The sequence below is a fragment of the Erythrobacter sp. AP23 genome (genome assembly GCF_001542855.1).
Classification (GTDB): domain Bacteria; phylum Pseudomonadota; class Alphaproteobacteria; order Sphingomonadales; family Sphingomonadaceae; genus Qipengyuania.
Map to the genome: position 1 here is coordinate 58,612 of NZ_LNBY01000020.1, position 23,878 is coordinate 82,489.

General features: G+C 60.5%; 22 protein-coding genes. 10 read left to right on the forward strand and 12 right to left on the reverse strand.

Features of this window, described 5'->3' with window-relative positions:
• Positions 1–71: 71 nt before the first annotated feature.
• The 10 genes from ASS64_RS15560 to ASS64_RS15605 all read right to left on the reverse strand — a co-directional run bounded on the left by ASS64_RS15560 (position 72) and on the right by ASS64_RS15605 (position 6,349).
• Positions 72–371, reverse strand: a complete 300-nt coding sequence (locus ASS64_RS15560; protein ID WP_067696504.1) for an NADH-quinone oxidoreductase subunit K — start codon at positions 369–371, stop codon at positions 72–74.
• Complete coding sequence (locus ASS64_RS15565; RefSeq protein WP_067696507.1) at positions 368–1,312, reverse strand: MnhB domain-containing protein; 945 nt, start codon at positions 1,310–1,312, stop codon at positions 368–370. Before ASS64_RS15565 ends, ASS64_RS15560 begins: the two co-directional genes overlap by 4 nt.
• Before the next feature lie 3 nt (positions 1,313–1,315).
• Positions 1,316–1,612 (reverse strand): monovalent cation/H(+) antiporter subunit G, encoded by a 297-nt coding sequence (locus tag ASS64_RS15570; protein WP_067696510.1) that lies wholly within the window; start codon positions 1,610–1,612, stop codon positions 1,316–1,318.
• A complete protein-coding gene (locus ASS64_RS16540) occupies positions 1,609–1,893 on the reverse strand; it encodes a monovalent cation/H+ antiporter complex subunit F (RefSeq protein WP_083508420.1) in 285 nt (94 codons plus the stop codon). Before ASS64_RS16540 ends, ASS64_RS15570 begins: the two co-directional genes overlap by 4 nt.
• A complete protein-coding gene (locus ASS64_RS15580) occupies positions 1,890–2,408 on the reverse strand; it encodes a Na+/H+ antiporter subunit E (protein ID WP_083508421.1) in 519 nt (172 codons plus the stop codon). Before ASS64_RS15580 ends, ASS64_RS16540 begins: the two co-directional genes overlap by 4 nt.
• Positions 2,405–3,271, reverse strand: a complete 867-nt coding sequence (locus ASS64_RS15585; RefSeq protein ID WP_067696520.1) for a universal stress protein — start codon at positions 3,269–3,271, stop codon at positions 2,405–2,407. The genes ASS64_RS15580 and ASS64_RS15585 overlap by 4 nt, the downstream gene beginning before the upstream one ends.
• A 29-nt stretch (positions 3,272–3,300) precedes the next feature.
• Positions 3,301–4,110, reverse strand: coding sequence for a tellurite resistance TerB family protein (locus ASS64_RS15590; RefSeq protein WP_198147740.1), 810 nt, complete (start codon positions 4,108–4,110; stop codon positions 3,301–3,303).
• 95 nt (positions 4,111–4,205) lie between these two features.
• Positions 4,206–4,862, reverse strand: a complete 657-nt coding sequence (locus tag ASS64_RS15595; RefSeq protein WP_067696526.1) for a DUF2490 domain-containing protein — start codon at positions 4,860–4,862, stop codon at positions 4,206–4,208.
• A gap of 84 nt (positions 4,863–4,946) precedes the next feature.
• The gene (locus ASS64_RS15600; protein ID WP_067696529.1) at positions 4,947–5,636 is read right to left on the reverse strand and encodes an OmpW family protein; all 690 of its coding nucleotides are present in this window, start codon (positions 5,634–5,636) and stop codon (positions 4,947–4,949) included.
• A gap of 101 nt (positions 5,637–5,737) precedes the next feature.
• Complete coding sequence (locus ASS64_RS15605; RefSeq protein ID WP_067696532.1) at positions 5,738–6,349, reverse strand: phosphoribosyl-AMP cyclohydrolase; 612 nt, start codon at positions 6,347–6,349, stop codon at positions 5,738–5,740.
• 191 nt (positions 6,350–6,540) lie between these two features.
• Between ASS64_RS15605 and ASS64_RS15610 the strand changes: the two genes are divergently transcribed.
• The 5 genes from ASS64_RS15610 to ASS64_RS15630 all read left to right on the forward strand — a co-directional run bounded on the left by ASS64_RS15610 (position 6,541) and on the right by ASS64_RS15630 (position 11,482).
• Positions 6,541–7,644, forward strand: a complete 1,104-nt coding sequence (locus ASS64_RS15610; protein ID WP_198147741.1) for a sensor histidine kinase — start codon at positions 6,541–6,543, stop codon at positions 7,642–7,644.
• Entirely contained in the window at positions 7,641–8,288 is a 648-nt protein-coding gene (locus ASS64_RS15615) for a response regulator transcription factor (protein WP_067696538.1), read from the forward strand. The genes ASS64_RS15610 and ASS64_RS15615 overlap by 4 nt, the downstream gene beginning before the upstream one ends.
• A gap of 68 nt (positions 8,289–8,356) precedes the next feature.
• On the forward strand, positions 8,357–10,258 hold the full coding sequence (locus tag ASS64_RS15620; RefSeq protein ID WP_234002426.1) for a PAS domain S-box protein: 1,902 nt from the start codon (positions 8,357–8,359) through the stop codon (positions 10,256–10,258).
• Positions 10,251–10,691, forward strand: a complete 441-nt coding sequence (locus ASS64_RS15625) for a response regulator (protein ID WP_067696546.1) — start codon at positions 10,251–10,253, stop codon at positions 10,689–10,691. Before ASS64_RS15620 ends, ASS64_RS15625 begins: the two co-directional genes overlap by 8 nt.
• Before the next feature lie 20 nt (positions 10,692–10,711).
• Positions 10,712–11,482 (forward strand): mechanosensitive ion channel family protein, encoded by a 771-nt coding sequence (locus tag ASS64_RS15630; protein WP_067696549.1) that lies wholly within the window; start codon positions 10,712–10,714, stop codon positions 11,480–11,482.
• Positions 11,483–12,359: 877 nt separating this feature from the next.
• On the opposite strand, the gene ASS64_RS15635 is transcribed toward ASS64_RS15630, so the two are convergent.
• Together ASS64_RS15635 and ASS64_RS15640 are read right to left on the reverse strand one after the other, a co-directional pair.
• A complete protein-coding gene (locus ASS64_RS15635; protein ID WP_067696553.1) occupies positions 12,360–14,855 on the reverse strand; it encodes a S8 family peptidase in 2,496 nt (831 codons plus the stop codon).
• Positions 14,856–14,858: 3 nt separating this feature from the next.
• Positions 14,859–15,854 carry an AAA family ATPase gene (locus ASS64_RS15640; protein ID WP_067696555.1) on the reverse strand — a complete coding sequence of 332 codons (996 nt, stop codon included), beginning with the start codon at positions 15,852–15,854 and terminating at the stop codon, positions 14,859–14,861.
• A 755-nt stretch (positions 15,855–16,609) separates the two neighbouring features.
• On the opposite strand from ASS64_RS15640, the gene ASS64_RS15645 reads away from it, so the two are divergent.
• The 5 genes from ASS64_RS15645 to mobF all read left to right on the forward strand — a co-directional run bounded on the left by ASS64_RS15645 (position 16,610) and on the right by mobF (position 23,874).
• Positions 16,610–17,008 (forward strand): single-stranded DNA-binding protein, encoded by a 399-nt coding sequence (locus ASS64_RS15645; protein WP_067696557.1) that lies wholly within the window; start codon positions 16,610–16,612, stop codon positions 17,006–17,008.
• 318 nt (positions 17,009–17,326) lie between these two features.
• A complete protein-coding gene (locus ASS64_RS17015; RefSeq protein ID WP_067696562.1) occupies positions 17,327–17,539 on the forward strand; it encodes a hypothetical protein in 213 nt (70 codons plus the stop codon).
• A gap of 716 nt (positions 17,540–18,255) precedes the next feature.
• Complete coding sequence (locus tag ASS64_RS15655) at positions 18,256–18,585, forward strand: hypothetical protein (protein ID WP_067696565.1); 330 nt, start codon at positions 18,256–18,258, stop codon at positions 18,583–18,585.
• Positions 18,575–20,914, forward strand: a complete 2,340-nt coding sequence (locus ASS64_RS15660) for a type IV secretion system DNA-binding domain-containing protein (protein ID WP_067696567.1) — start codon at positions 18,575–18,577, stop codon at positions 20,912–20,914. The genes ASS64_RS15655 and ASS64_RS15660 overlap by 11 nt, the downstream gene beginning before the upstream one ends.
• Positions 20,915–20,961: 47 nt before the next feature.
• The gene (mobF, locus tag ASS64_RS15665; protein WP_067696569.1) at positions 20,962–23,874 is read left to right on the forward strand and encodes a MobF family relaxase; all 2,913 of its coding nucleotides are present in this window, start codon (positions 20,962–20,964) and stop codon (positions 23,872–23,874) included.
• Positions 23,875–23,878 lie beyond the last annotated feature (4 nt).

Genomic DNA, 23,878 nt, shown 5'->3' on the forward strand with positions numbered 1-23,878 from the left:
GATGCGTGGGAATACGAAGGCGGCCAACCCGGCGACGATCGGTCCCAGCACGAGAATGGCGGGATCGAAGGTCATTTGCCGCCCTCCTCATCGTCCCGAGCAGATTCGTGCAATCTGCGGGCGAGAGCCAGCGCGAATCCGGTTGCAGCCGCGGCTACGACGATTCCGGTTAGGACCAGCGCATGCGGTACGGGATCCGGAGCGATATCGGGTCCGCGATAGGCACGCGCGACGAACATCATAAATAGACCGACGCCGATGACGTTGATTGCCAGAATGCGGCGGATCCATTCTCGTGCAGTCAGCAGTGCGTAGACGGCCAGCGATGCGATAGCGATGCCGATCAGGCCGAAGAAGATAGGGGCGCTCACTTTGTGTCGTTCCCGTACCGTGGGCGGCCGCCCAGAAAGAGCGCGGCGAGGGTCAGTCCGATCGAAATGGTCAGCGTGACCTCGATGAGCAGGATGAAGGCCTTGGCGTCACCGGGTGGATATTCGAGCATAGCGCGTTCGCCGAAACCCAGGCCCCACGCCACCGCGACGAATACCGCAAGGCCTGCAGCCAGCCCCGCCCGGACCCAGGTCTGCGCGCCGGAGCTGAACAGCTTGCGCTCGATCCCGGCCATGAGCAGCAGGATGAATGCTCCGGCCAGCACTGCCCCGCCCTGGAACGCGCCGCCAGGGGCTGACGAACCCAACCAAAGCAGATATCCGGAAAGCACGCACAGCACCGGCACGACGATCCGGGCAAGCGACTGGAAAAGCGGATTGTCGCGCACCGGGCTCGACGCAGGCCGAGCCTCACCAAGCATCCAGCATCCGATCGCCGCCAGAAGCACGACCGGCATTTCCATCATCGTGTCGAACGCCCGAAAGTTCAGAAGGACGGCTGTAACCGGATGGCTGACGCCGCTGGCTTCGATATTGTCGGCTGCCAGCGCGCCGAGATTGACCGGCGCGGTAGGCGGGAGCGTGACCCAGACCCAACTCATGCCAATTGCGAAGAGGCTGGCGACAGAACCTGCGACCAGTCTGACAATCGTCGCAGGCCGAGCGAACCGCCGGCCTTCGAAAAGGGCACGCGATCGCAGCAGCAGGGCGCCAGTCAGCGCCCCGCCAAGCGCCGCTTCCGCCAAGGCTATGTCCGGAGCGCGAAGGCGAACCCAGATCAGGCTGACAAACACTCCGAACGAAATGAAGAGTGTGATCATCCGCGAACCTTCGCGCGCCGTCAGGCACAGCCAAGCAAGCGCGAGGGCAAGGACGCCCGCGACCAGATCGAATGCGAGATATGCCGCCCCCTCGATCGTCATTGTTCAGTCATCGGTATTGTCGCTGCCGCGGAAGGCATGGCGAGCGATGAGGTGGCCGGTCGTGGCGCTGGCCACCATTGCGAGAACCCAGACGAGTACGATCTTTATAGCCACATCCATCGAGCTAGCCAGCAAGAGCGCGCCGAGCGCCATCAGGCCAAGGCCCAGATTATCCACCTTTGTCAGCGCGTGAAGCCGCGTGAAAATGTCGGGAAATCGCAAGAGACCCGCCGTACCGGCAAGAAAGCACAACGTTCCCGCAATGAGCAAAAGGCTAGCCAGGATTTCTGCTGCGCTCATGATCCATCACCGCGTCGATGGGCCGTATCGCGCTGCGAGGGCGACATGAAGACCAGCGCTGTTATGGCCGCGAGCGCGGCAATAACGAGCGCAATATCGAGCAGTCGCGGCGTATCGAGTGCGATGGACAACAAGACAAGCACCGCGGCAGAACCTGTTCCGAGAAGCTGCAGTGCCAAGACGTGATCGGTCCGGTCAACCTGATTGGCCGCATGGATTACGCCGACACCGATGGCGAGCAGCACAAAAGCGGCGCACGCTGAAGCGATCGCGCCGATCATGGCATCCTCCCGTGGTCATTTTTGTCGAAGATACGGCCGACGCGGCGCTCGAGATCGGCGATGTCGTCAGCGTTTTCCTGCGGCGGATCGAGGCAATGAATGACCAGCATATCGCCCTCTTTGTCGACGAAAATCGTGCCGGGAGTAAGCGTCAGCGCGTCTTTGAACAAGGTGCGTGCAGCCTGGCACGGCAGGTTCGGCGCGTGACGATAAAACCCCGGCTTGGCGGCAAAGCGCAGGGAAAGCGCGCGACTCGCCACCTGCAGTCCGCCGCGCGCGCTCTCGGCGAGAAAGAAACCGGCAAACCGGACGATCGGACCGAGGCGAAGTGGGAGACTGTCGCCGGGAGGCAGCAAGAGTGCGGCGAAGGTGCCTAGCGCAACAAAAACCACGCCGACGATCCAGGACATTGGATCGCTCCAATTGAAGGTCGCCCAAAGCGCCACAAGCGCCAGACAAACCAGAGTGCCGCGCTGCAGGACCGTAGGTCTCGATCTGGCGCTGGGCGAACTCATCCGCCTCGCCCGGAAGGACTGCCAACCATGAGCACGTCGCAATCGACGCAGCGCATGAGACTTTCCGCAACGCTACCGATAAGCGCTTTGTGAAGGCCGGTGCGACCGTGCGTTCCGAGAACGGCCAGGTCGATGTCCCGGTCGGCTATGAAATCGCAGACCACATCGGCAGGCTTGCCATGCTCGATGACATATTCTCGCCGCCCGGGCGCAGTACTGGCTGTGGCAATTGCTTCCTCGAACTCTCGCGCCAGTTTCTTTCGCAGTTCCTCGACCTGGTCGCGCGCGCTTTCGCTGTCGATCCATTTCGATCCGGGCTCCGAAAAAGCATTTAGAACGGTCATCGCTGCGGGCTGGAACAGTTCCGCCGCCGCCAGCACGGCGCGCGCAGAAGGATCGGAGAAGTCGCTCCCAATCACGATGCGAAGATATTCGCCTCGCGGTCGACGTTTCACAATCAATACCGGAATTGGCGATCGTGGCACCATAGCTTCCACCGCAGAACCCAGATTGGTCTCCATCATTCCGTCGTAGCGGGCGGTTCCCGTTACGATCAGGCCGCAATCTTTCTCTCCAGCGAAGTCGAGCGTCGCCTTGGCAACATCCCCATCCTTTATGGCGATGTTCAACTCAACGTCTCTCTCGCGCACATCAAGCGACAGGTCGCGGCGAATCGTTTCCAGCAATTCCTCTCTCCGCCAGCGACGTTCGCCCGTAACGCGTTCGACCACGTGCAGAATGAACAGGGGCACGTTCCATTCGCGCGCCAACAGCACCGCACGGTCGAAAGCGCGGTCGCACCGACTGGTAAGGTCGGTTGCGAGGAGGATGGGACGCCGAGCTCTGAAGGTGTTCTCATTCATTTCCTGTCTCTTTCAGTATGAGGGCGGCTTCAATTCGCGATAGCCCTAACTTCCGTTTCGATCTGTCTCGCCAGCGATGGGTCCAGAGAGAGCGCCGTGGCCAGCGCGTCGAGATATGCGCGTTCCTTCGCACCCGTTTCATCGACCATCAGCAATGACGCGACATACAGTTCGCTCGCCATTTCAGGCGAAGTGGCCTCACGCGCAATAGCCTGAATATCAAGCGTCGCTCGCAGTTCGTCGAAGATGAACGCCTTGTCCTCGGCATCGAGATCGAGCGTGTCGACCGCCTGATTAAGGCGTTCCCGCTCGGCGTCGTCCACGTGCCCGTCGGCCTTGGCTGCCGCGATCATCGCCGTGAGTATGGCTCGGGACTGCGCCTGTTTTCCCTCGTCGCTTGCAGCGAGAAAGGCGCTTCCTTCCGGGGCTGCGAAACTATCGGGACCGGACAACAAGGCTGTCGCGGCCACGGTGCCGCCGGAGGAAGACATCTGCTGGTGTTGCTGATAGGCGCGCCAAGCCAATCCGGCTACAAGCCCCAGCCCACCCATCTTGGCGGCCGATTTCATCATTTTCTTAGGCTTCTTGCCGCCTTTCAGCAGCACGCCGAGGATGCCGCCGGCGACGGCGGCCTTACCGACACCGCCGGTCAAAAGGCTGCCAAGAGGGGACGTCGGCGATGACGCAGTGGAAGCGTTTCCGCCCAGCAAACGCTCCAACCCGCCGGGACCGAGTTGCTGCTGCAGCATGAGCATCAGATCGTTTTCACGCCCCCTTTCCGGCGCTGCGAGCGCAGAGTTCCCTCCTAGAAACTGACTTAGCAATTTAGTCGCGCTCATCGTCAAAAACTCCATTCAGGTGTTGGTTCGAAGAATGTCTTCGCAGCCGGACATGTTTCTCAAAGTCGGCAGAATTTTGTTTGTTCTATCCTGCTCTAGAAGCTGTACTCGACGCCGATAATCGGGGCGTGACCGACGGTATCCGGTCGGCCATCTTCGAAGTCTTGATCTCGCAAATAGGCGGCGCTGAGCGACAGCCTCTCGTTCAACTCGTAGCTCAGCCCGATCTGCGTGCGCATCCCGGTCAAACCATCATCGCCGCCGACATTGTTACTGCGCAGTGTCACAAAAAGCTCCGCGTCAGCATCGAACGTCCAACGTTCTGCTTCGTCAAGCGGAATGGCGACGCCCACTCTCGGGCGGACGCGCAGACCCATCCGGTCCGCGTCGTCTACGAAACGCTGCTCGAGGCGCAGACGTGTGCGCAATATCCCATGACGCGTGGACATCTGCTGTATCAGCCGGGTCTCGTTCGCACCGCCATCGTTGATACGGCGTTCGAAAGCACCAGCGATTGTTACCGTGTCGTTCAGCTGCTGATTGAGCCAAAGTCGCGCGAAATAGGTATCTTCCCGGCCATTACCGCCGTCGCGGAAGCGCTGCGCGGTCTCGATCTCCATTCCCGTATCCTCGTCGAGATCGAAACTGATCGACGGATTTACCCAAAGCTCGAAATCGTCGTCTGTTGCTTGCGCTGCTGCGGGAAAGCACAGCGCGACTATGGCTAAGAAGCTCGTGGATATTCTGTGCATGGGAAGTCTCGCCGGTTTTCTTGGTTTTAAGATGCGCATAATCCAGGAGCGCGCCTAATAAGCTCGCTCCTGGACCACTGCTGTTCAGAAGCGATAGGACAGGCCGGCGCTCACGACCCAAGGATCGAGATCGTGCTCTGTCTGCAATGCGACCGTATCGCCTGCGTTGAATGTTGCGGTCGTTCCGATGAAGTAGCGCTTCGCATCGAGCGAGAGGCCCAGACCGCGATCGTTCAACGCCACATCGACACCAGCTTGCAAGGCAAACCCAAGTTCGTCGGACAAGTCGACATTGGTTGCACCCAGCGTAGCGGCATCTGCCCCGACATCTTCGCCGAAGATAAAGAAGTAGGCCGGTCCTGCACCGAGATACGGTTTGATGCTGTCGCTGAGATCGAAATGATACTTAGCAAGTATCGTGGCCGGCAAAATGATCGCATCGTCTACCAACTCGGCTCCAGCCACAGCACCCGTGCCGTTCACGTCATGCGGGGTGACGCAACAAATCGTCTCGATCGAAAAATTGTTGGTCAAGAAATACTCGACCGCAACCGTTGGAACGACCGAATCCGACGCCTCGGTCTGAGAACCGGCGGGAAGTCCGATCTCATCAATCGTCACCTCGGTGATCTCTCCGTCGGGCAAAACTCCGGTTACGAAGCCTTTGACCTGAATTGAGCCAGCCCGATCATCTTGCGCTGCTGCTGGTGCCGGAAGTGCTATGCCGAAGAGCGCGATTGCGCCGGCGATCTTTAATTTATCCTGAAATCTCATTGTACCGAACCTTGTGAATTTATCGGATGGATGTGGTCCGGCCAATTCCGGACCCGCAGACAGGGGAGGTAAGCGGGTCCGAACAAGGCCTGGACGCTTAGTTAGCTGGCGTAAGGCAGCGACGAGTGGTGAAGCACGATGCGCAGCGCGCCGTCGGGGCCGCGGACGTAGCCCCAGGTCTTGTCGACCGTGGTGCGGTTGCCGTCAGCATCGATCACCGTCACATGGCCCATCGATGTGGCGGAGTTGCCCTTGATGAGGATGCCGGCGTTGTCGATCTCGAAGCTGCGCCAGCCCTTGAGCGCGAAACCTCCGTCCTGCGCGAAGTCAGCGTCACCGCCGACGAAGTACGAAAGCGCACCATCGCGGGTCGTGCGGAAGGTTTGTTCGCCATTCGCCAAGGTTGGCTTAAACAGCACCGGGCCCATGTTGTAGCCATAAGCACTGTCGATGATTTCACCCGCGAGCTTTTTGGCAGCTGCGTGGCCGTTGGTGTCGTACTCGGTCGCGATTGCGACAAGAGCATTACCCCAAGCCACCTGTGCTGCCTCAACTTCGGCAGCGGTGATCGGAGAATAAGTCGGTGCAACCATTGCGCTGGATGCGGCCTTGGCATTGTAATCCGCAGCCGACGCCGGTGCGATGAAGAGGCCGAGACCCGCAGCGGGAATGGCGGTAGCGGCGATGAGAGCCTTGAAGTTGATCTTTTTCATTTCAGTTCACCTATGTGTTTGCGGCGGAAGGGTTCACGCCAAGTTGTCTGAGACAGCCGTGTTGCTATCGAAAGTTGAAATAGGGGAGCTGGAATTCGCGCAAATCTGCCGAGTGGCTAGCTGCTCGGCGTAGGCCGAATGGCCTATGTGTTTTCGACAGAATCCTTTAGATCAGCGGTATGCATAGCAGCATGCCCCCAACTCCGCCGAGGCTGGAAACGATCGCAGAATTGCGCGAACTTTATCGTGCGGCTGAGGCGCGCGCTGCGCGAATGCGGCTATTGTCGGATGTTGGCAAACGCTTGTCCGAGGCTACACAGGATACAATCGGCGAAATTCTCGAACAGTGCGCAGAACGTTTGGCATTCTTCGTTGGCTCTCGGTCAGCCATCGTGACCTTAGGTGCGCAAGGCGATGGTATCCCCATTTGCGCGCCAGGGGTGGAGGGCCCCGTGGGCAGAATTACGGTCGAGGGTCTCGCTAGCGAGACGGACATTCCCGACGAAGAGGATCGGGAGACACTCCGCATTTATCTGGAATGGATGGGTGCCACGATCGACCGCGCCAATCGTGAAACAGAGCGGGGTCGCCTCCTCGATGCCCTCCGGGATCGAGAAAAGCGCTTAGAAGACATCGTGGGACGCATCTTTACCGCTCAGGAAGATGAGCGACGCCGCGTCTCTCAGGAATTGCATGACGGTGTCGCTCAAACGGCCACTGCTTTGGCACGAATGATCGAGGGCCCGGGCGGGGCCGATTCTCCGGACATGCCAGCTGCCGAGCGCAAACGGCTGGCGGAGATCGCGCGTGAACTCGTCACCGAATTACGAGGAGTAATTAGCGGTTTGCGTCCCACCTTGCTCGACGATCTCGGAGTTGAGGCTGCGATTGGATCGCTGGCTCAGGGGCTTGAAAAGGACGGTTTCACTGTCAGTTTCGACAGTTCGTGCGTAGATGCGCACATGGAGCCCAATGTCGAGAACGCCTTGTTTCGCGTAGCCCAGGAAGCAATTTCCAACATTCGCAAGCATTGTGGCGGACCATGCAGCGTTTTCATTGATCTCAGACTTGACGGGGCAAACGCTGATAATGGGATGAAGCGATTTCTCAGAATTCGAGACACCGGTGTCGGGCTTGTGAATCCGGTCTTGTCCGGTGAAGATAGCGGCAATCATATCGGCATCGACGTGATGAAGGAGCGGATGACCGCCATCGGAGGTCGGCTCGACTGGTCTTCCGGTCCCAAGGGCGGCGTTACCGTGACCGCTTTCGTTCCGGAGGGCGTTTCAGTTTGAATCCGACGCGTATCCTGATCGTTGATGACCATCAATTGGCACGGGAAGGCCTGAAGGCTGTCCTAGATGGAAAAGATATCCAAATAGTCGCCTTGGCCGCCACTGGCGAAGACGCGGTCGAACTTGCCAATCGACACAGGCCTGATCTGGTTCTCATGGACATCCGCCTTGGTGACGGGATCGACGGGCTGGAAGCAACGCGACAAATCGTATCGATGGATATCGGGGTAAAGGTTTTGATGCTGACGCTCCACGACATGCCGTCTTATGTCCGGGAGGCTCTTGATGCAGGCGCGTCGGGGTTCGTTTTGAAGGATGCCGCGATCGACGCCCTGCGCGCGGCCATCGGCCAAGTGTTGGCGGGACAATCGGCTATCCCGCTGGACCTCGTCAACGCGGCGATGCGAGCAGCTCCTTTGCGCGGCGGCAAGGTCGATATAACGGGATTACTGACTGCGCGCGAACGCGATGTGGTGGGACTGGTCGCGAATGGATTGACCAATAAGGAGATCGCACGTCAGCTCCAGATCAGCCCTGCAACGGTCAAGGTGCACGTCGAACGGATTATCAGCAAGTTGGGGGTCAGCGATCGGACTCAAGCGGCGGTATTGGTTACCCAGATCGGGCAACACGGCTCTACATGAGACACGCAAACCGCACGAAACGGTCGGCTGGGCGCATCTGGGCAAATCGCCCCCTTGCCTACAAGGGTGTGCTCTTGGTCGGGATTCCGCTGGCTGTCCTGTTCGGAGCACTCGGATCGCTCTATCTTGCCAGCAGCGCCGAAGCCCGGGCAGAAGACGATGTCCGCCGAGCTTTCGAGATCCAGCGTGACACCTATCAAGTACACGCGCTTCTATCCGAAGCGGCAGCCGCGGTGAGGAGCTATGTCCTCACACGTGATCGAAGCTTGCTCGCGCCATATGACAAGGCGCGGCAGGAACTGCCGCCGATAATGGAAAGTCTTGATCAGGCCATCGAGGACGCGGGTGTTCGCTCCGAGTTTGAAGCCCTGTCGGCGCTGGTAGAAGATAAATCTGCCTCCCAGGCGCGTCTTGTTGGGCTGGCTACCGCCAATCAGCCGGGACCGGAAGGCGCTTTGATTCGCGCCGAACTCGCTGCCAGCAGCGCAGTGCTCGACGAGCTTGGCGACCGCGTGGACTCGATGCAGCGAGCCGAGGCGGAACTGCTCGAAAGGCGCCGTGCAACAGTCGACAACGTGAGGGAGCGCTACTTTGCCCTCACCGCCATCAGCGCGCTTTTCGGATTGCTCGGTAGCCTCGCGGCAGTTTATCTTTTCTCGACCGGTATCGTGCGGCGAGTGCGTATCTTGGAGAACAATGCAGGGCTGCTTGCACGAGGGGAGCGCCTCTTGGAACTTCCGGAAGAAGCAGACGAAATAGGCCGCTTGGGGGAGAAACTTGCCCGCGCCAGCGATCTCCTGCGCGCGCGTGAAAAAGACCTAAGCGAGAGCGAGGAGCGTTTCCGCCTCGTTATAGACAGGGTCCGCGATTACGGAATCTTTGCACTCGAACCTGACGGCACTGTCGCGACTTGGAACCTTGGCGCGGAACGCATCAAGGGCTGGCGCGCGGAAGAGATTCTCGGTCGGCATTTCAGCACTTTCTACCCACAGGAGACCCGTGATCGATTACCGGCTATCATGCTTCAGAAGGCGCGCAAGGAGGGTGCAGCGGAGGATGAGGGTTGGCGCATGCGCAAGGATGGATCGCGCTTTTGGGCAAATGTCGTCATAACCGCCTTGCGCGATGCGGATGGCACCTTGCGAGGCTTCGCGAAAGTCACGCGCGATATGTCAGAGCGGCGCCGTACCGAAGAAGCCTTGCTGGCCGCGCGCGAAGAGGCGATTGCAGCGGATCAGGCGAAGACCGCCTTTCTGTCTCGCACCAGCCATGAATTGCGCACCCCGATGAATGCCATACTAGGCTTCGGGCAATTGTTGGAAATGGAGGAAGACAGCTTCGCCGACCATCATCGATCGGCAGTCCAGCAAATCATGAAAGCTGGAAGGCATCTTCTGTCGGTCATCAACGACTTGCTCGACATTTCAAGCATCGAGGCTGGCGCCGAGGACCTTCAGCTTGAGCCGGTCAATCTTAACGATCTGCTTCGCGAAGCGCATTCGATGGGGGCCCCACTAGTAAGGGCCGCAGATCTCCAATTCCAGATCGAGGCGGCCGACAACCGAATCGAGATGATGGTAGACAAGCGTCGAACGCTACAAGTCTGTCTGAATCTCATTGCCAATGCAGCGAAATACAATCTTAACGGTGAATTCGTTCGCTTGTCTGGCCGGATGGACAAAGACCTTGTGCGGATCGAGATAGCAGACGACGGTCCGGGCATCGCAACGAAGGATATCCCGCGATTGTTTACCGCTTTCGACCGCCTCGGGCAGAACGAGCGATCGACTGTAGAAGGAACCGGGCTTGGGCTGGCGCTCTCCAAGAGCCTTGTCGGATCGATGGGAGGCACGATTGGCTACGATAGGGAGAGGTTTGGATCGATATTCTGGTTTGCCCTTCCTGCGATGGGAAATGCCCAAGAAGCGAGCGAGTCACATGACAAAGGCACATTGACCGAAGATGACTAACAAACTCGTTCAGCCCAAAGATATCCTGTCCCGTCGCATCCTCGTGGTGGACGATGAGGACGCCAACGTCTTGCTCTTGCGCAGCCTGCTCGAGCGCGAAGGGTACGCCGACACCCATTGCCTGACTGATCCCACGCAGGCGTTGAAGGCTTACATCGATCTGGAACCGGATCTGGTTCTGCTCGATCTGATGATGCCCGCGATTGACGGTTTCCAATTGCTCGAAGCGTTCGCACGCCATGATACGCCCGAAGAGTTCCGCCCGGTGCTGGTGCTGACGGCCGACTCCACATTGCAGGCCCGCCGCCGCGCTTTATCGCTCGGGGCCAAGGACTTCGTGTCGAAACCTTTCGACGTCATCGAGGTGGCCCTGCGCATTGGCAATTTGCTCGAGACCCGCATCCTTTACGAACGTCTACGGCACGGCTCGTGAGCTTGCTGAGAGGATCGGACGTGCAGGACATACTCTACAAGCTGTCTTCGGATACAGTGGCATCGATCGCGTTGGTCCTGAGCCTTGTTCTGATGCAGCTCTTGATAGCACGGGCTTTTAGGCAGCGCGAAACCATGCCCGACCAAGTCAGAAGGCGATGGGTGTCAAGTTCGCGGAACGCGCTGATCCTGATTGGCCTGGTGGGCCTTATCATGATTTGGGCCCCGCAGTTGCGCACCTTTGCTCTGTCTCTGACGGCTGTGGCAGTGGCTTTGGTGATCGCCACCAAAGAGATTCTTCTGTGTCTTTCGGGTTCGATGCTGCGCGCGTTTACGCGGGCCTATGTTGTTGGCGACATCGTTGAAATTGGTACTTTCAGGGGAGAGGTTCTCGATTACGACTTGTTGGTGACACGCCTGCGCGAATTTGAAAACCCCGAGGGCTCTATGATATTCTCAGGGGCGGAAGTGAACCTGCCTCACAGCATGCTGTTCACCTCGCCAGTCCGTGTGCTGCCCGCACGCGAAAACAGACCAGTCCATAGAATAGAAATGATTTTCGAAGCGCACACCAATGTCTATTCGCGGAGGGAGGAAATCGAAAGGGTGATCAAGGGATCGATCGAGACACTGCCGGACGCCGCGCTTGTCTCGGTGCTTTTCGCGACGACCGACATCGGCAAGCAGCGGATAGTTGCCGAAATTTCGGCAAGAACCGATGACCTCAGCATCGCTGAGAACGCGGTGATCTGCAGCGTCGGCAACCTGGTCCACGAGATGCGCACCAATTAGCGAAGCGCTCGAGTCGTCAAAAATAACTTCGGCGAAAGGCGCAGTGGAATAGCTGCGAACATATTCTTCCGCTAGCTGCAGACCACGGTCTGGTGGCTTCTGGGGTTGCCTCCTGAACTGGCGAATTGCGACGTAGGACGCAATGCGGTCATTCCGAACGAACAACTGACGCCCTCCCCCTGCCTCTGCACGCTTGCTGGTGTCCGAATGCCACATAGGACTCGAAGACAGACAGAAAAACCGAGACCTTTACGGACTAGGTCGCCTTATTAATCTTTCATAAACCGTTGCGAAAGCCAGAAAAACTCGCCCTTTGGCTGAGCGCGCAGTTGGGAGTATCACCCCATTTCACCGACGCCGAGAATACCCCTACCGAAACCCCAAAAAGCCTCGGCTTCAGGCGAACACAAGAGGACGCATACGTTTCCAAGCGGATTGGCGTGGTAGCACATGGGCTATTGAAATCGGTGAGTTGATCCAAAAAATGCGGACGCATGCGAACTCAAGCGATCCTATGCGGACGCTGATTCCTGGTAGCGGAGGAGGGACATATAACGAACATTTAACAATAAGAATGCCCTCTAAAAATCGGAACCCGGCGGTCAGAATACCCCCACCTACCGAGGTGTCCGCCAACTCGTTGCAATGGTGCGATTGACCGAGCGGGCCCGTATTGAGCGGCTAATTCGTCGCACTCTGAATGGCAGAAGCTGGGCCGTTTGCTGAAGGTCCGGTCTTGGCTGAGCTACAGCAGAAAGCCGACGTTGGGTTTTCAACTCCGTCTAATGCCTGATCGTATGCCCGAGCGTCGAAATTCCGCTCTGGGCGAAGGTACACGTTGGCGGTGAAAGTGCTGATCGCGATCGGATCAGTTCGCTCAGCCGGTTTCGACCTCGACAATTGTCGGGATCGTGGCCGCGATCGGTGTGTACAGATCAACCTCCGTCTCGGGCGTCTCAATGCTAACAACGAGCGCATAGCGCGCCTTCGCGTTGAAACGGCCCAATCCGACCCGCTCGCGCCACCATCCCGTGATGGGTTTCACGTAAAGGAGATTACGCGCGGCGAGCTCGACCGCGGCCCCCTCCCAGATATCGACATGCAGAGAGCCGGCCGAGATCGAGCGCGGTCCGAACAGCCATCCCGCATCAGGATCGCTCGCGGCGGCCGCGCCTTCTGCCGCCATCTCGGCGTTGTTGCGCTTATGAAAATTGGCGGCGCTCTCGCGGCTACGCTTGAGATCGAAGCGAAGGCCAAAAGACTGGTAGCGCGCCGGATCGATCGCGCTTGCAAAGCTTGGATTGGGCTCGACGAAATAGGAGAGCGTCACTTTGAGCCGCACTCTCGTATTGTCGAGCGCTTCCAGCACGTTGCGCGGCCAGGGCAGCGGATAAACATGCGCTTCGTTGAAGCGAACCGAACCATCCTTGCGAAAGGGTTGAATGGTGTTTTGCGCGACGAGTGCGAGATCGTCTTGGGCTGAAGCGGTCGCCCGGCCCAGATCTGGTACCCCGTAGCCGAACCGCCGCAAACAATCCGAGCGTTCGCTTTTGCCAGCGCAATTCTCGATGGCTGCTAGCATGGGCGGTGTCCATCGGGCGCTGTGCACCATGAGCGCCCGCAGCGTTTCAGGCCAATAGTGCGGGAAAGCGGCGGCGAGTTCTGCCGCCATGCGCGCGCCTTGCGCGGTTGCAGCGCTCGTCGCCCAAAACGGCGTCAGCGGGTCGGCATCGACGTTCCTCGAAGTCGTCAGGAGCGACAGCGAATCGAGCCCTGCGACCGCCTCTTCGCCAGAGGGACTGAGCGCGCGGTTGCCCGCTTCAAAAACAAGCTCGGGTTTGAAAGGTGATTTCGCACTATCCCAGAGATACGAGGTCCGGCTGTAGGGGCTGGGCTCACCGACATCGACCGCCGGCGACCAATCCTCGTACCCCGCATCCGCAATCGCGGTCTTTTGCGTGAAGCCGCCTATCGAAAGCGCGTTCCAGGCCTGGGCGGGGTCCTGTGCCGGGAAGGCGTCGACATCTGCGATCTCGGCCGCCACCGCGTTATCGGGCACGTTACCCGCAGCAAGGAACACAAGCCGCTTCGGCGCCTCGGTCTCCTCATCGCTGTGCTCGGCTCCAGCGGCAGACTGGTCGATGGCTGCACTCCATGCGCTCGCCTCAGCGCCCGAACGAAGAGTGTTGGTCACCGCCATGCAGAAGATCCGGTCTCGCTCCGGGTTCTGCACTTCAGCAAGCGCGATCGCCGAATGGGTGATCGGCCCATAGGCGTGCGGATCGTTGGCGGGAAAGCCGGTCGGAGGCAGGATTTTGACGGATTCGAGCCGGTGGGCAAGCGTCGGCTGAGACTGGTCGGCAAGCGGTGCGACGAGATCTCCGTGCAGGCTGAGGCCTGCCATCCCCGTCCCATGCCCTGGGCCGGTTTCGTGATCATCGCCGCCCCAGGCCGGATTGACCGCAAGCGTGTCTTCTTCGGAGAGCGCCGGTTCGATCAAGGGGTGCGCACGGTTGACGCCGGTGTCGAGCAAGCACACCGCCGGGGCCTCGGCTCCGGGCCAGGTGATGCGTGCCGCGAGATCCTCAATCAGCGCGGGAATCTCGTCTCGCAGATTCTGCGTGAACACCGCTGGATTATCGCTTGCACGGCGCAATTCGGCGATCCCGCCGCTCGCGAAGAGAAGGAGTTCAACCGCGCTGACCCGCCCGAAAACCGGAACCACGACCGTCTCGGGAAAGCGCAGCCAAGTATCCGCTTCGCCGACCTGCATGCCAAGCGTGCCGGCTGCCTCAACCACACGTTCGACGGCGTCGGCGAAACACCATGCTCCCCACCAGATGCTCGCTTGCGGGTCGGTCGGGAGCGCGTCTTGATCGTCGCGCCAGAAGGTTCTGAGCCGCGCCTCGCGGAAATGTTCGATCGGTTCGACGCGACTGGCTTTGGGCGGGGTGCCGCGGGTCGATGTTATCTCGCCTTGGCGATAATCTTCGAGGACCGCTTCGATCTTGTCGCGCGCGTCCTCCGGGACGAACAAAGCCAGCGAGCGCGCGCCATTCTCGAGGATCTTTTCGGCGCTCTGTTTTGTTCCTTCGGTCTTGCGCTCGACCATGATCGCGCCACTGCCGGGGGCCAGCTCGACTTCGAGAAAGACCCCGCCAGCAGGCTCGAGGCCCTCGATCTCGGCGATCGGCGCGGCTTGTTCGGCGTCGGCGCGCGCGAACGCCTCGTGCAGCTCGGTGGCGAGCCGCTGCCCGTGATCGGCGCGGATGCGCTGGACCGCGGTGCCCCTCGCATTGGATGAAGGGGACTTATATTCGCCGCGCGCGACAAGCGCGGAGATATCGAGATGGGGCTTGTCGTAGTCGCTCACGTGTTACGGTTGGACTGAAAACACCGTGCGCATCGCCTGACGTTCAGCGAGCTTGTCCGTCAGCTGCTTGGTCGAGATCGCCTTGCGCTGCGCGAGGATGGCGTTCTTGACCGCTTCGTTCGCGGCGCGCGCGATTTCGGCCTGGCTCAGCCCGCTGGCCGCCTCCTCGACATTGCCCCAGTCGATCCGCGGATATTTCATTCCGCGCAGGTTTGCCTTGATAACCGCGCGAACCTGCTCTGCGCTCGGCAGGGCGAATTCGAGCACCTCGTCGAAACGCCTGAGGAGCGCGCGGTCAAGAAGTTCGGGATGGTTGGTGGCTGCGACGATCGGGCTGTCGGTCGCGCTTTCCTCCTCCATGAATTGGAGGAAGCTATTGAGAACACGACGCATCTCGGCAACGTCATTCGACGCGCTGCGCCGCCCTCCGACCGCGTCGAACTCGTCGAACAGATAGACCGCGCGCCGCCGCAAAGTTTCATCAAAGACGAGCCTGAGCTTGGCGGCGGTCTCGCCCATATAGCGGGTAATCAGCGTGTCGAGACGGATCACGAACAGGGGCAGCCTTAATTCGCCGGCTACCGCTTCGGCGGTCATGGTCTTGCCCGACCCGGGAGGGCCTACGAACAACAGTCGATGGCTGGGCACCTTCCCGTGTTCGCGCAGCCACTCACGCTTGCGCTGCTGGAGCAGGACATTTTTGAGTCGCTGCTCTATCGCCTTCGGCAGAACGACATCGGACAGGCGAATGCGCGCCTCGCGCAGGTCAAGCAGGCCTTCAAGATCCCCCTTGGGCCGCGAAAAGGCGATAGGGATGCTCGGCCGAACGCCGCGGCCTTCGCGTGCGGCATCGACGGCGGCGCGAATCTCGTTGGCCGCCTCGCGTCGACCGCGCCGTGCTTCGGCAGCCGCCACCTGCAGCGCGATCGAGAGGAACTGCTCCTCGTCGCCCTCTGCCTGACTGCGCAACATTGCAGCGATCTGTTTCGCGTTAGACACGGATACTCTTCACTTTCCGCCCGATTACTCCCGTAAAATGAAAGTAGCTGCAAGAGAAGCCCTTGTCATCGGTCTTGCGATATTTACGAACATTCTGTGGATCTCATATTCGCGTTGACATCCCGCTTTCAAGAGGAGGGGGGAAGCGAGACTGCCGGCATGTCGCTTGGCATTGACCTCAGCGCGCCGCCTGCCGCAATTCGTAGAAAGGCCCGATATTGCCGTCCTTCCAGGCTAAGATCGCCGGGTATAACGTCCGCTTTCAGGACTTAAGGAACTGGACGCGTACGTCTTGGATTAGGGCGCAAAGTCGACGCTAGCCGAGGCAGAATTGGACCGGGGCAAGCGCTTTGCACTGTGGTCGTTCCTGCACATGTTCGGGTCCGCCCCCGATCTCGATGTGGCGTTCGAGAACGAGGAAGACCGGGAGGCAGCCCGCAACCTCATGGATCTCCTGGTGGCATCGGAGGGCGATGAGGCAAGCTGATTGCAGCAGGGTCTTGGCACCTTTAGGCCCGCACCCGATACCCATCCGGCTTTCTTCGCGAACAGTCCTGAACCAGGTCAGCTGAGGACAGCAACCCGTTCCTTTCCGGCCGTGTGGTCGCGCTTCGCGCGCCTGCCCGCACCACCCGTCATGAACAGGTTTCCCTTGGAGCTTCGCTCCTGCGGTGCAGTCCTCCCATGCCCTGCTTCTTTGGCAAGTTCGCAAGCCGGAGATGGTCTCCGGTTTGAGGAACCGAAGGAATTACACCATGACCAATATCGCAATCCTCACCGGACGCATCGCCCGCGATCCGGAAACCCGCGAGACCAAGGGCGGCACCAATGTCACCGGGATCACCGTCGTCACCGATCGTCCCGCACGCGACAAGGACGGCAAGACCTACAAGGACGAGAACGGCTACACCGCCAAGGAAAGCGAGTTCCACCGTGTGACCTGCTTCAACGGCCTCGCCAAGACCGTCGGTCAGTACTGCTCCAAGGGTCAGCTGGTATCGGTCCAGGGCCGCATCCACTACACCCAGTGGGAGGACAAGGACGGGGTCACCCGCTACGGCACCGAGATCCTCGCTGATAAGGTCGACTTCCTCTCCCGCGGTAGTGGTACGAGCGACGACAACGACAACACCGATGCTCCCGAAATCGACTGACATCCAACATCATCGATCCCGCTCAGAGGGGCGCTGTCCGGACCGGACAGCGCCCCTAATTGTGTTGTCTATACTCTCTGGTGGGGAGGGGGTCTAGCTCACGGTTGTCCCATTCTGATGGCCGTGCAACCGGCGCATCAAGGACGGCAGGGACCCACCATTTTGCCTCCCCTTCGCTTCACTACGGTCCGACAAAATCGTTACCCCTACCGCCGCTTCGCGGTCGCCCATACGGGCGATCCCTGACCCGCCGGCCGCACGCCCATCCGTCCTGCTCCTTCCGTCATCGGCAGACATCAGGAGGATACAATGAATTGAATTGCTCAGCACAATTCAAACTCGGAACGCTACTTTGCCGCGCTGGCTGTGGCGGAGCGCCGCGCGCTACACAGCTTCTTCGATCAGCACATCGTCGAGGACAGACGCCTTGGATATTTTGCCCTGGACGAGGGTGACTACAGCGCACTTCCGGCGCACCTTGCGGTGCGCGTAGTGCATACAGTGCATGGGGCAATGTCAGACGAGTTTTGACCGCACAAACAGGGCAGGGACTGGGAACGGTTCCTGCCCTTTTTTCATGTTCGCGGTGGTAAGCGGTCGACCTCCTGCTCAGCGAACGGGCTGGCCCTCGCTCGTCTATTGGTCGGGTGAGTCTGGGCAGTTGTTCCATCCAGAAAGGCGGCGCGAGCCTGTGCACATCAATTCGACTGTCAAGCATGTCGATAGCCTCTTTCTGGCACATGCGAACAGTGGTCGAAAGCCGATATTCGGCAAGCGGCGCGAACAAATATGCCTCATGAAAAACGTCCCCGTAGCTGGCCATTTGTTACCAAACTAAGGCCAGTTGGTAGCCCAGAGCTGTTTGCGCCTAAAGTCTCGCTCTGGCCCGAAAAGCCCACCTGCTCCCGCTCCAAGAATAAGGCAGAGAATTCAGCGCATTGAACGATTGCTCCAAGTTACCGGAAACGCCCGCTCACATTGGAACTTGACAGCACACCGTACGCAGCGGGTGCTGCAAGGGAAGGCGCTGAATTGCCTCGCGAATTCACGGCAATTCGCTTGTGGCATCTTCTGTGCCGGATGCGGTCCAGTTGTTTGCCCGTCCGTGCCGAGTCGGTACAGATCCATCTAGCCTGCTGAAAAGCTATGCGAATTTTCCGTTTTCCTACACCCCCGGCGGCGGCCTAGAGTGGCACTTGCCTTTCGAAGGGTGAGCCAGGTTCTTTGAACACGAGGAACTTGGAAAAATGCAAAGACACCACCGGTTCGTGACCTATGTCACGCCCCTGATCGCCGAATGGATCAGGAAACAATCCGACGAGCGCAGGGTCAGCGCGAGCATCGTCATTGGCGACTGCATCTTCGATGCGTGGCACCGCGCGACCGAAGCCGATCTGAGGACCCCGGCGACCGATCCGGTGCGCCAGAATATCTTCATTACGGTCGCGCTCGATGCGCTGCTCACGCACCATTCCGATCCGTCTCTGCGCGAGAAGACGGTCGCTGCCTACCAGCGCAGGTTGGAGCGTCTCGGGATCGTTGCACCCCGTCCGCAGGGGGGCGACGATGAAGCATAATCTCGTCAACTTCACCCGTGGAAGCCAGCTCCTCGGCCACTTCGGTTTCATGTTCGCGGCTGGTCTCAAGGGGCCGCTTATCGTCACAATTCTGGTCGCCATCGGCCTCCTCTACTGGGAAGTGAGCGGCGCGCTCGACGACCACCAGGTCTACCTCCTGTGGATGCATGTCTATGCGTCGGCCTATGGCTTCATGGAGTTCGATCCTGACAAGCTCGTGAACCTCAAGCTGGCCGATGGCAGCATGGTCGCTTTTCCGATTTCGGTGGTCACGGACTATCCGCCAATGCGCGAGGCAGTTGCGCTTTTCCGGTCGACAGCTGTCGGCGCGCTCTGGCTTGCCGCACTCATCCTTGCCCCCCTCTTCCTGCTCTTCTGGTGGGTCGCCGAGCGCTTCGGTGAGCACTCGAAACAGAAGAAGCACGTGCGCGGCGCAGAGCTTGCAACCCTCCCCGAACTGAAGCGCGAGATCGATCGTCACAACTGCGCTGCCCGTTCGCGCGAATATGGCGAAACCATGGGCTGGAAATGGCGGCTTGCCGGGTCCACCTACCTTCGCGGTGCAGGCTTCTATGCTCCCGCGCATCTTGCCCGGGTGAGCTGGCCGTGGCGGCTCGAACAGAGCCATGCGATGCTGGTCGGCACGACCGGTACGGGAAAGACTGTGGTGCTCACCGAGCTGGCAAGCGAGATCCGGCAGCGGGGCGAGCGCGCGGTCATCTTCGACCTCACCGGGGCCTTCATCGAGACCTTTTACGAGCCCGAACGCGACATCATCCTGAACCCGCTCGACGCGCGTTGTCCGGCCTGGAGCGTGTTCAACGACTGCACAACCCGCGTAGAATTCCATGCGGCTGCGGAGTCCTTGGTTCCTCATGACGGTGGCGGCGCCGAACAGTTCTGGGTGCTCGCCGCGCGCACCCTGTTCGTCGAGACCTGCCTCAAGCTCGCCGAGGCGGGACGGGGGACCAATGCCGCGCTCGCGCACGAATTGATGAATGCCGATCTCTCCGACCTTCACCAGCTTCTCGAAGACACGATGGCGGGACCGATCAGCACGCCGAGCGCGGCGCGCATGGCGGAGTCGGTCCGCGCAGTGTTCAACGTCAACGCGAAGGCATTGCAGATGTTGCCCGAAGATGGCACTCCGTTCTCGGTCCGCGAATGGGTCAACGGGGCAGGCAAACCGGGCTCGATCCTGTTCCTCTCGGCGCGCTACATCGACATGAGCGTGCTCTCGCAGTTGCTCACCCTGTGGCTCGACACCTCGATCAACACGCTGATGGCGGGCGAGCGTTCGCGCGACCTCAGGCTGTGGTTTCTGATCGACGAGCTGGGTGCGCTGCATCGCCTGCCTTCGCTTGAAAAGGGCCTCCAGACCGCGCGCAATTTCGGGGGCGCGATCGTCACCGGCATCCATGCCTTTGCCAAGCTCAAGGACGTCTACGGCGAGAACATGGCGATGACGCTGTCCTCGCTTGCCCGCACCAAGCTGATCCTCGGCACCGCCGACCGCGAGACCGCCACCTGGTGTTCCGATGTCATCGGTCACCGCGAGGTTCGCGAGATGGAGGAAGGCTACAGCTACGGCTACAACAACGCCCGCGACGCGGTCAGCCTGACGCCGCGGCGGCAGGTGGTCCCGCTGCTGCTCCCGGACGAGCTGATGAGGCTCAAGAACCTTCACGGGTTCATCAAGTTTCCGGAAGGATTTCCCGCAGCGCCAGTCGCCCTCCGCCCGCGCAATTGGCCCCGGGTAGCGGAAGGATTTATCGCCCGGGAGATCCCCAATACGACCAAGAAGGCGGCGTCCGCAGGCGGCGAAGCGGGAAACGGTTCAGAGCCGACCGGAGCTTCGGAAACGAGCGACAATGACGGTGATCCGCGCCGGATGAAGGACAAAAACGATCCCTCCGCTCGCCCTGCAAAGAGGCCCCGCAAGGACCAGCACAAGGAACGTGGCCGGGTTCGCCAGTCCACAAAGACCGAGCAGGCACGGCCGGAACGAACTAAGGCGCGTAACCCTCGCGATCGAGGACAAAGGAGCGCGCTTCCTGCCCAACCTCGGCCAGCGCAGTCCGAGCTTCCCTTGTCCGGCAAGGCCGAAGAGGATCGTGACAAGGAGCAGGAGACTGCACAGTCGCGGCGGTCCGACGTTCCCGATCCTGCGGCCCAACAGCGAGCACAGGACGCTCGCGGCAAGGCCGACCAGAAGATGCAGGAAGAGCAGCAGAAATCGCTCCTGGGCGGCGCTGCGAAGCAGGGAAGGGGCGCCGACGACGGCCATGACCACGACCACGATCTGGGAGACTACGATCCCGATATTTGAAGAGGAATAGGGGAGGGACGAGGGCTCGCGAAAGGTAATTCCGCCCCATGCTTTCCGTCGCCAATGTCCGCTCGCCTTCGGCGGCGGCAAGCTACTTTGCCTCGGACAATTACTACGCCAGCGCCGATGCCGATCGTTCGGGTCAATGGATCGGTGACGGCGCGAAACGCCTCGGTCTAGAGGGGAAGGTCGAGGCCAGGGCGTTCGACGCGCTGCTGCGCGGCGAGCTGCCCGACGGGAGCAGCGTCGGCAATCCCGGCCAGGCACACCGGCCTGGGACCGATCTCACCTTTTCGGTCCCCAAGAGCTGGTCGCTGTTGGCACTCGTCGGGAAGGACGAACGGATTATTGCCGCCTACCGCGAAGCTGTCGTCGAGGCGTTGCACTGGGCCGAAAAGAACGCGGCAGAAACCCGGGTCGTCGAGAAGGGCATGGTGGTGACGCAGGCGACCGGCAATCTCGCCATCGGCCTGTTCCAGCACGACACCAACCGCAATCAGGAACCCAACCTTCACTTCCACGCGGTCATCGCCAACGTCACGCAAGGCAAGGACGGCAAGTGGCGAACGCTCAAGAACGATCGGCTCTGGCAGCTCAATACCACGCTCAATTCGATAGCGATGGCGCGCTTTCGGGTCGCAGTCGAGAAGCTCGGTTACGAGCCGGGTCCGGTACTGAAGCACGGTAATTTCGAGGCGCGCGGGATATCGCGCGAGCAGGTCATGGCGTTCTCGACCCGCCGCAAGGAAGTGCTCGAGGCGCGGCGCGGTCCGGGTCTCGACGCCGGCCGCATCGCCGCGCTCGACACCCGCGCAAGCAAGGAAGGGATTGAAGACCGAGCGACCCTGAGTAAGCAATGGAGCGAGGCTGCGCAATCGATCGGGCTCGACTTGAAGCCGCTGGTCGATCGCGCGCGGACCAAGGCGCTTGGGCAGGGCATGGAAGCCACGCGGATCGGTTCGCTGGTCGAGCGCGGGCGGGCGTGGCTCAGCCGCTTTGCCGCGCATGTCAGGGGCGATCCCGCCGATCCCCTGGTGCCGCCATCGGTGCTGAAGCAGGACCGTCAGACCATCGCCGCAGCGCAGGCTGTCGCCTCGGCGGTGCGCCATCTCTCGCAGCGCGAAGCGGCGTTCGAACGGACAGCGCTCTACAAGGCCGCGCTCGATTTCGGGCTGCCGACTACGATTGCCGATGTCGAGAAGCGGACACGGGCTTTGGTGCGTTCAGGTGACCTGATTGCGGGCAAGGGCGAGCACAAGGGCTGGCTTGCATCGCGCGATGCGGTCGTGACCGAACAACGGATCCTTTCCGAAGTTGCTGCCGGGAAGGGCGACAGCTCGCCTGCGATCACCCCCCAGAAAGCTGCCGCATCTGTCCAGGCGGCTGCGCTCACGGGGCAGGGGTTCCGGCTCAACGAGGGGCAATTGGCGGCGGCGCGCTTGATCCTCATATCGAAGGATCGCACGATCGCGGTCCAGGGCATCGCGGGGACCGGCAAGAGCAGCGTGTTGAAGCCCGTCGCCGAGGTACTGCGCGATGAAGGGCACCCGGTCATCGGGCTCGCGATCCAGAATACCCTCGTCCAGATGCTCGAACGCGACACCGGGATCGGCTCGCAGACGCTGGCACGCTTTCTTGGTGGCTGGAACAAGCTGCTCGACGATCCGGGCAACGTCGCATTGCGCGCAGAAGCGCAGGCGAGCCTCAAGGATCATGTACTGGTGTTAGACGAAGCATCGATGGTCTCGAACGAAGACAAGGAGAAGCTCGTTCGCCTCGCCAATCTCGCAGGCGTTCATCGACTAGTCCTTATTGGAGACCGTAAACAGCTGGGTGCGGTCGACGCGGGCAAGCCGTTCGCGCTGCTTCAGCGGGCAGGGATTGCGCGGGCAGAGATGGCTACGAACCTGCGCGCCCGAGACCCGGTCGTGCGCGAAGCGCAGGCGGCGGCGCAGGCAGGCGACGTGCGCAAGGCACTTCGCCATCTGAAGTCGCACACCGTCGAGGCCAGGGGCGATGGCGCGCAGGTCGCCGCTGAAACCTGGCTCGCGCTCGACAAGGAAACCCGCGCGCGGACTTCAATCTACGCTTCGGGACGCGCAATTCGTTCAGCGGTCAACGCGGCGGTCCAGCAAGGCCTTCTCGCCAGTCGCGAGATCGGTCCTGCCAAGATGAAGCTGGAGGTCCTCGACCGCGTGAACACCACCCGGGAAGAACTTCGCCATCTCCCGGCCTATCGGGCGGGACGCGTGCTGGAGGTCTCCAGGAAGCAGCAGGCGCTGGGCCTTTTCGTTGGCGAGTACCGTGTCATTGGGCAGGACCGGAAAGGGAAGCTGGTCGAGGTAGAAGACAAGCGTGGCAAGCGATTCCGGTTCGATCCGGCACGGATCAGGGCAGGGAAGGGTGACGACAATCTCACCCTGCTCGAGCCGCGCAAGCTCGAAATCCACGAAGGCGACCGGATCCGCTGGACGCGAAACGATCACCGACGGGGTCTGTTCAATGCCGACCAGGCGAGGGTTGTCGAAATTGCGAACGGCAAGGTCACCTTCGAGACATCCAAGGGTGACCTGGTCGAGCTCAAGAAGGACGACCCGATGCTCAAGCGGATCGACCTCGCCTATGCACTCAACGTCCACATGGCGCAGGGCCTGACATCGGATCGCGGTATCGCGGTGATGGACAGCCGCGAGCGCAACCTGTCGAACCAGAAGACCTTCCTGGTGACGGTTACGAGGTTGCGCGATCACCTGACGCTGGTGGTCGACAGTGCGGACAAGCTCGGAGCGGCCGTTGCCAGAAACAAAGGCGAGAAGGCATCGGCCATCGAGGTCACGGGAAGCGTGAAGCCTACTGCCACGAAAGATAGCGGAGTCGATCAGCCGAAATCGGTGGAGGCTAACAAGGCCGAGAAAGAGCTGACCCGGAGCAAGAGCAAGACGCTGGATTTCGGGATATGAGTTT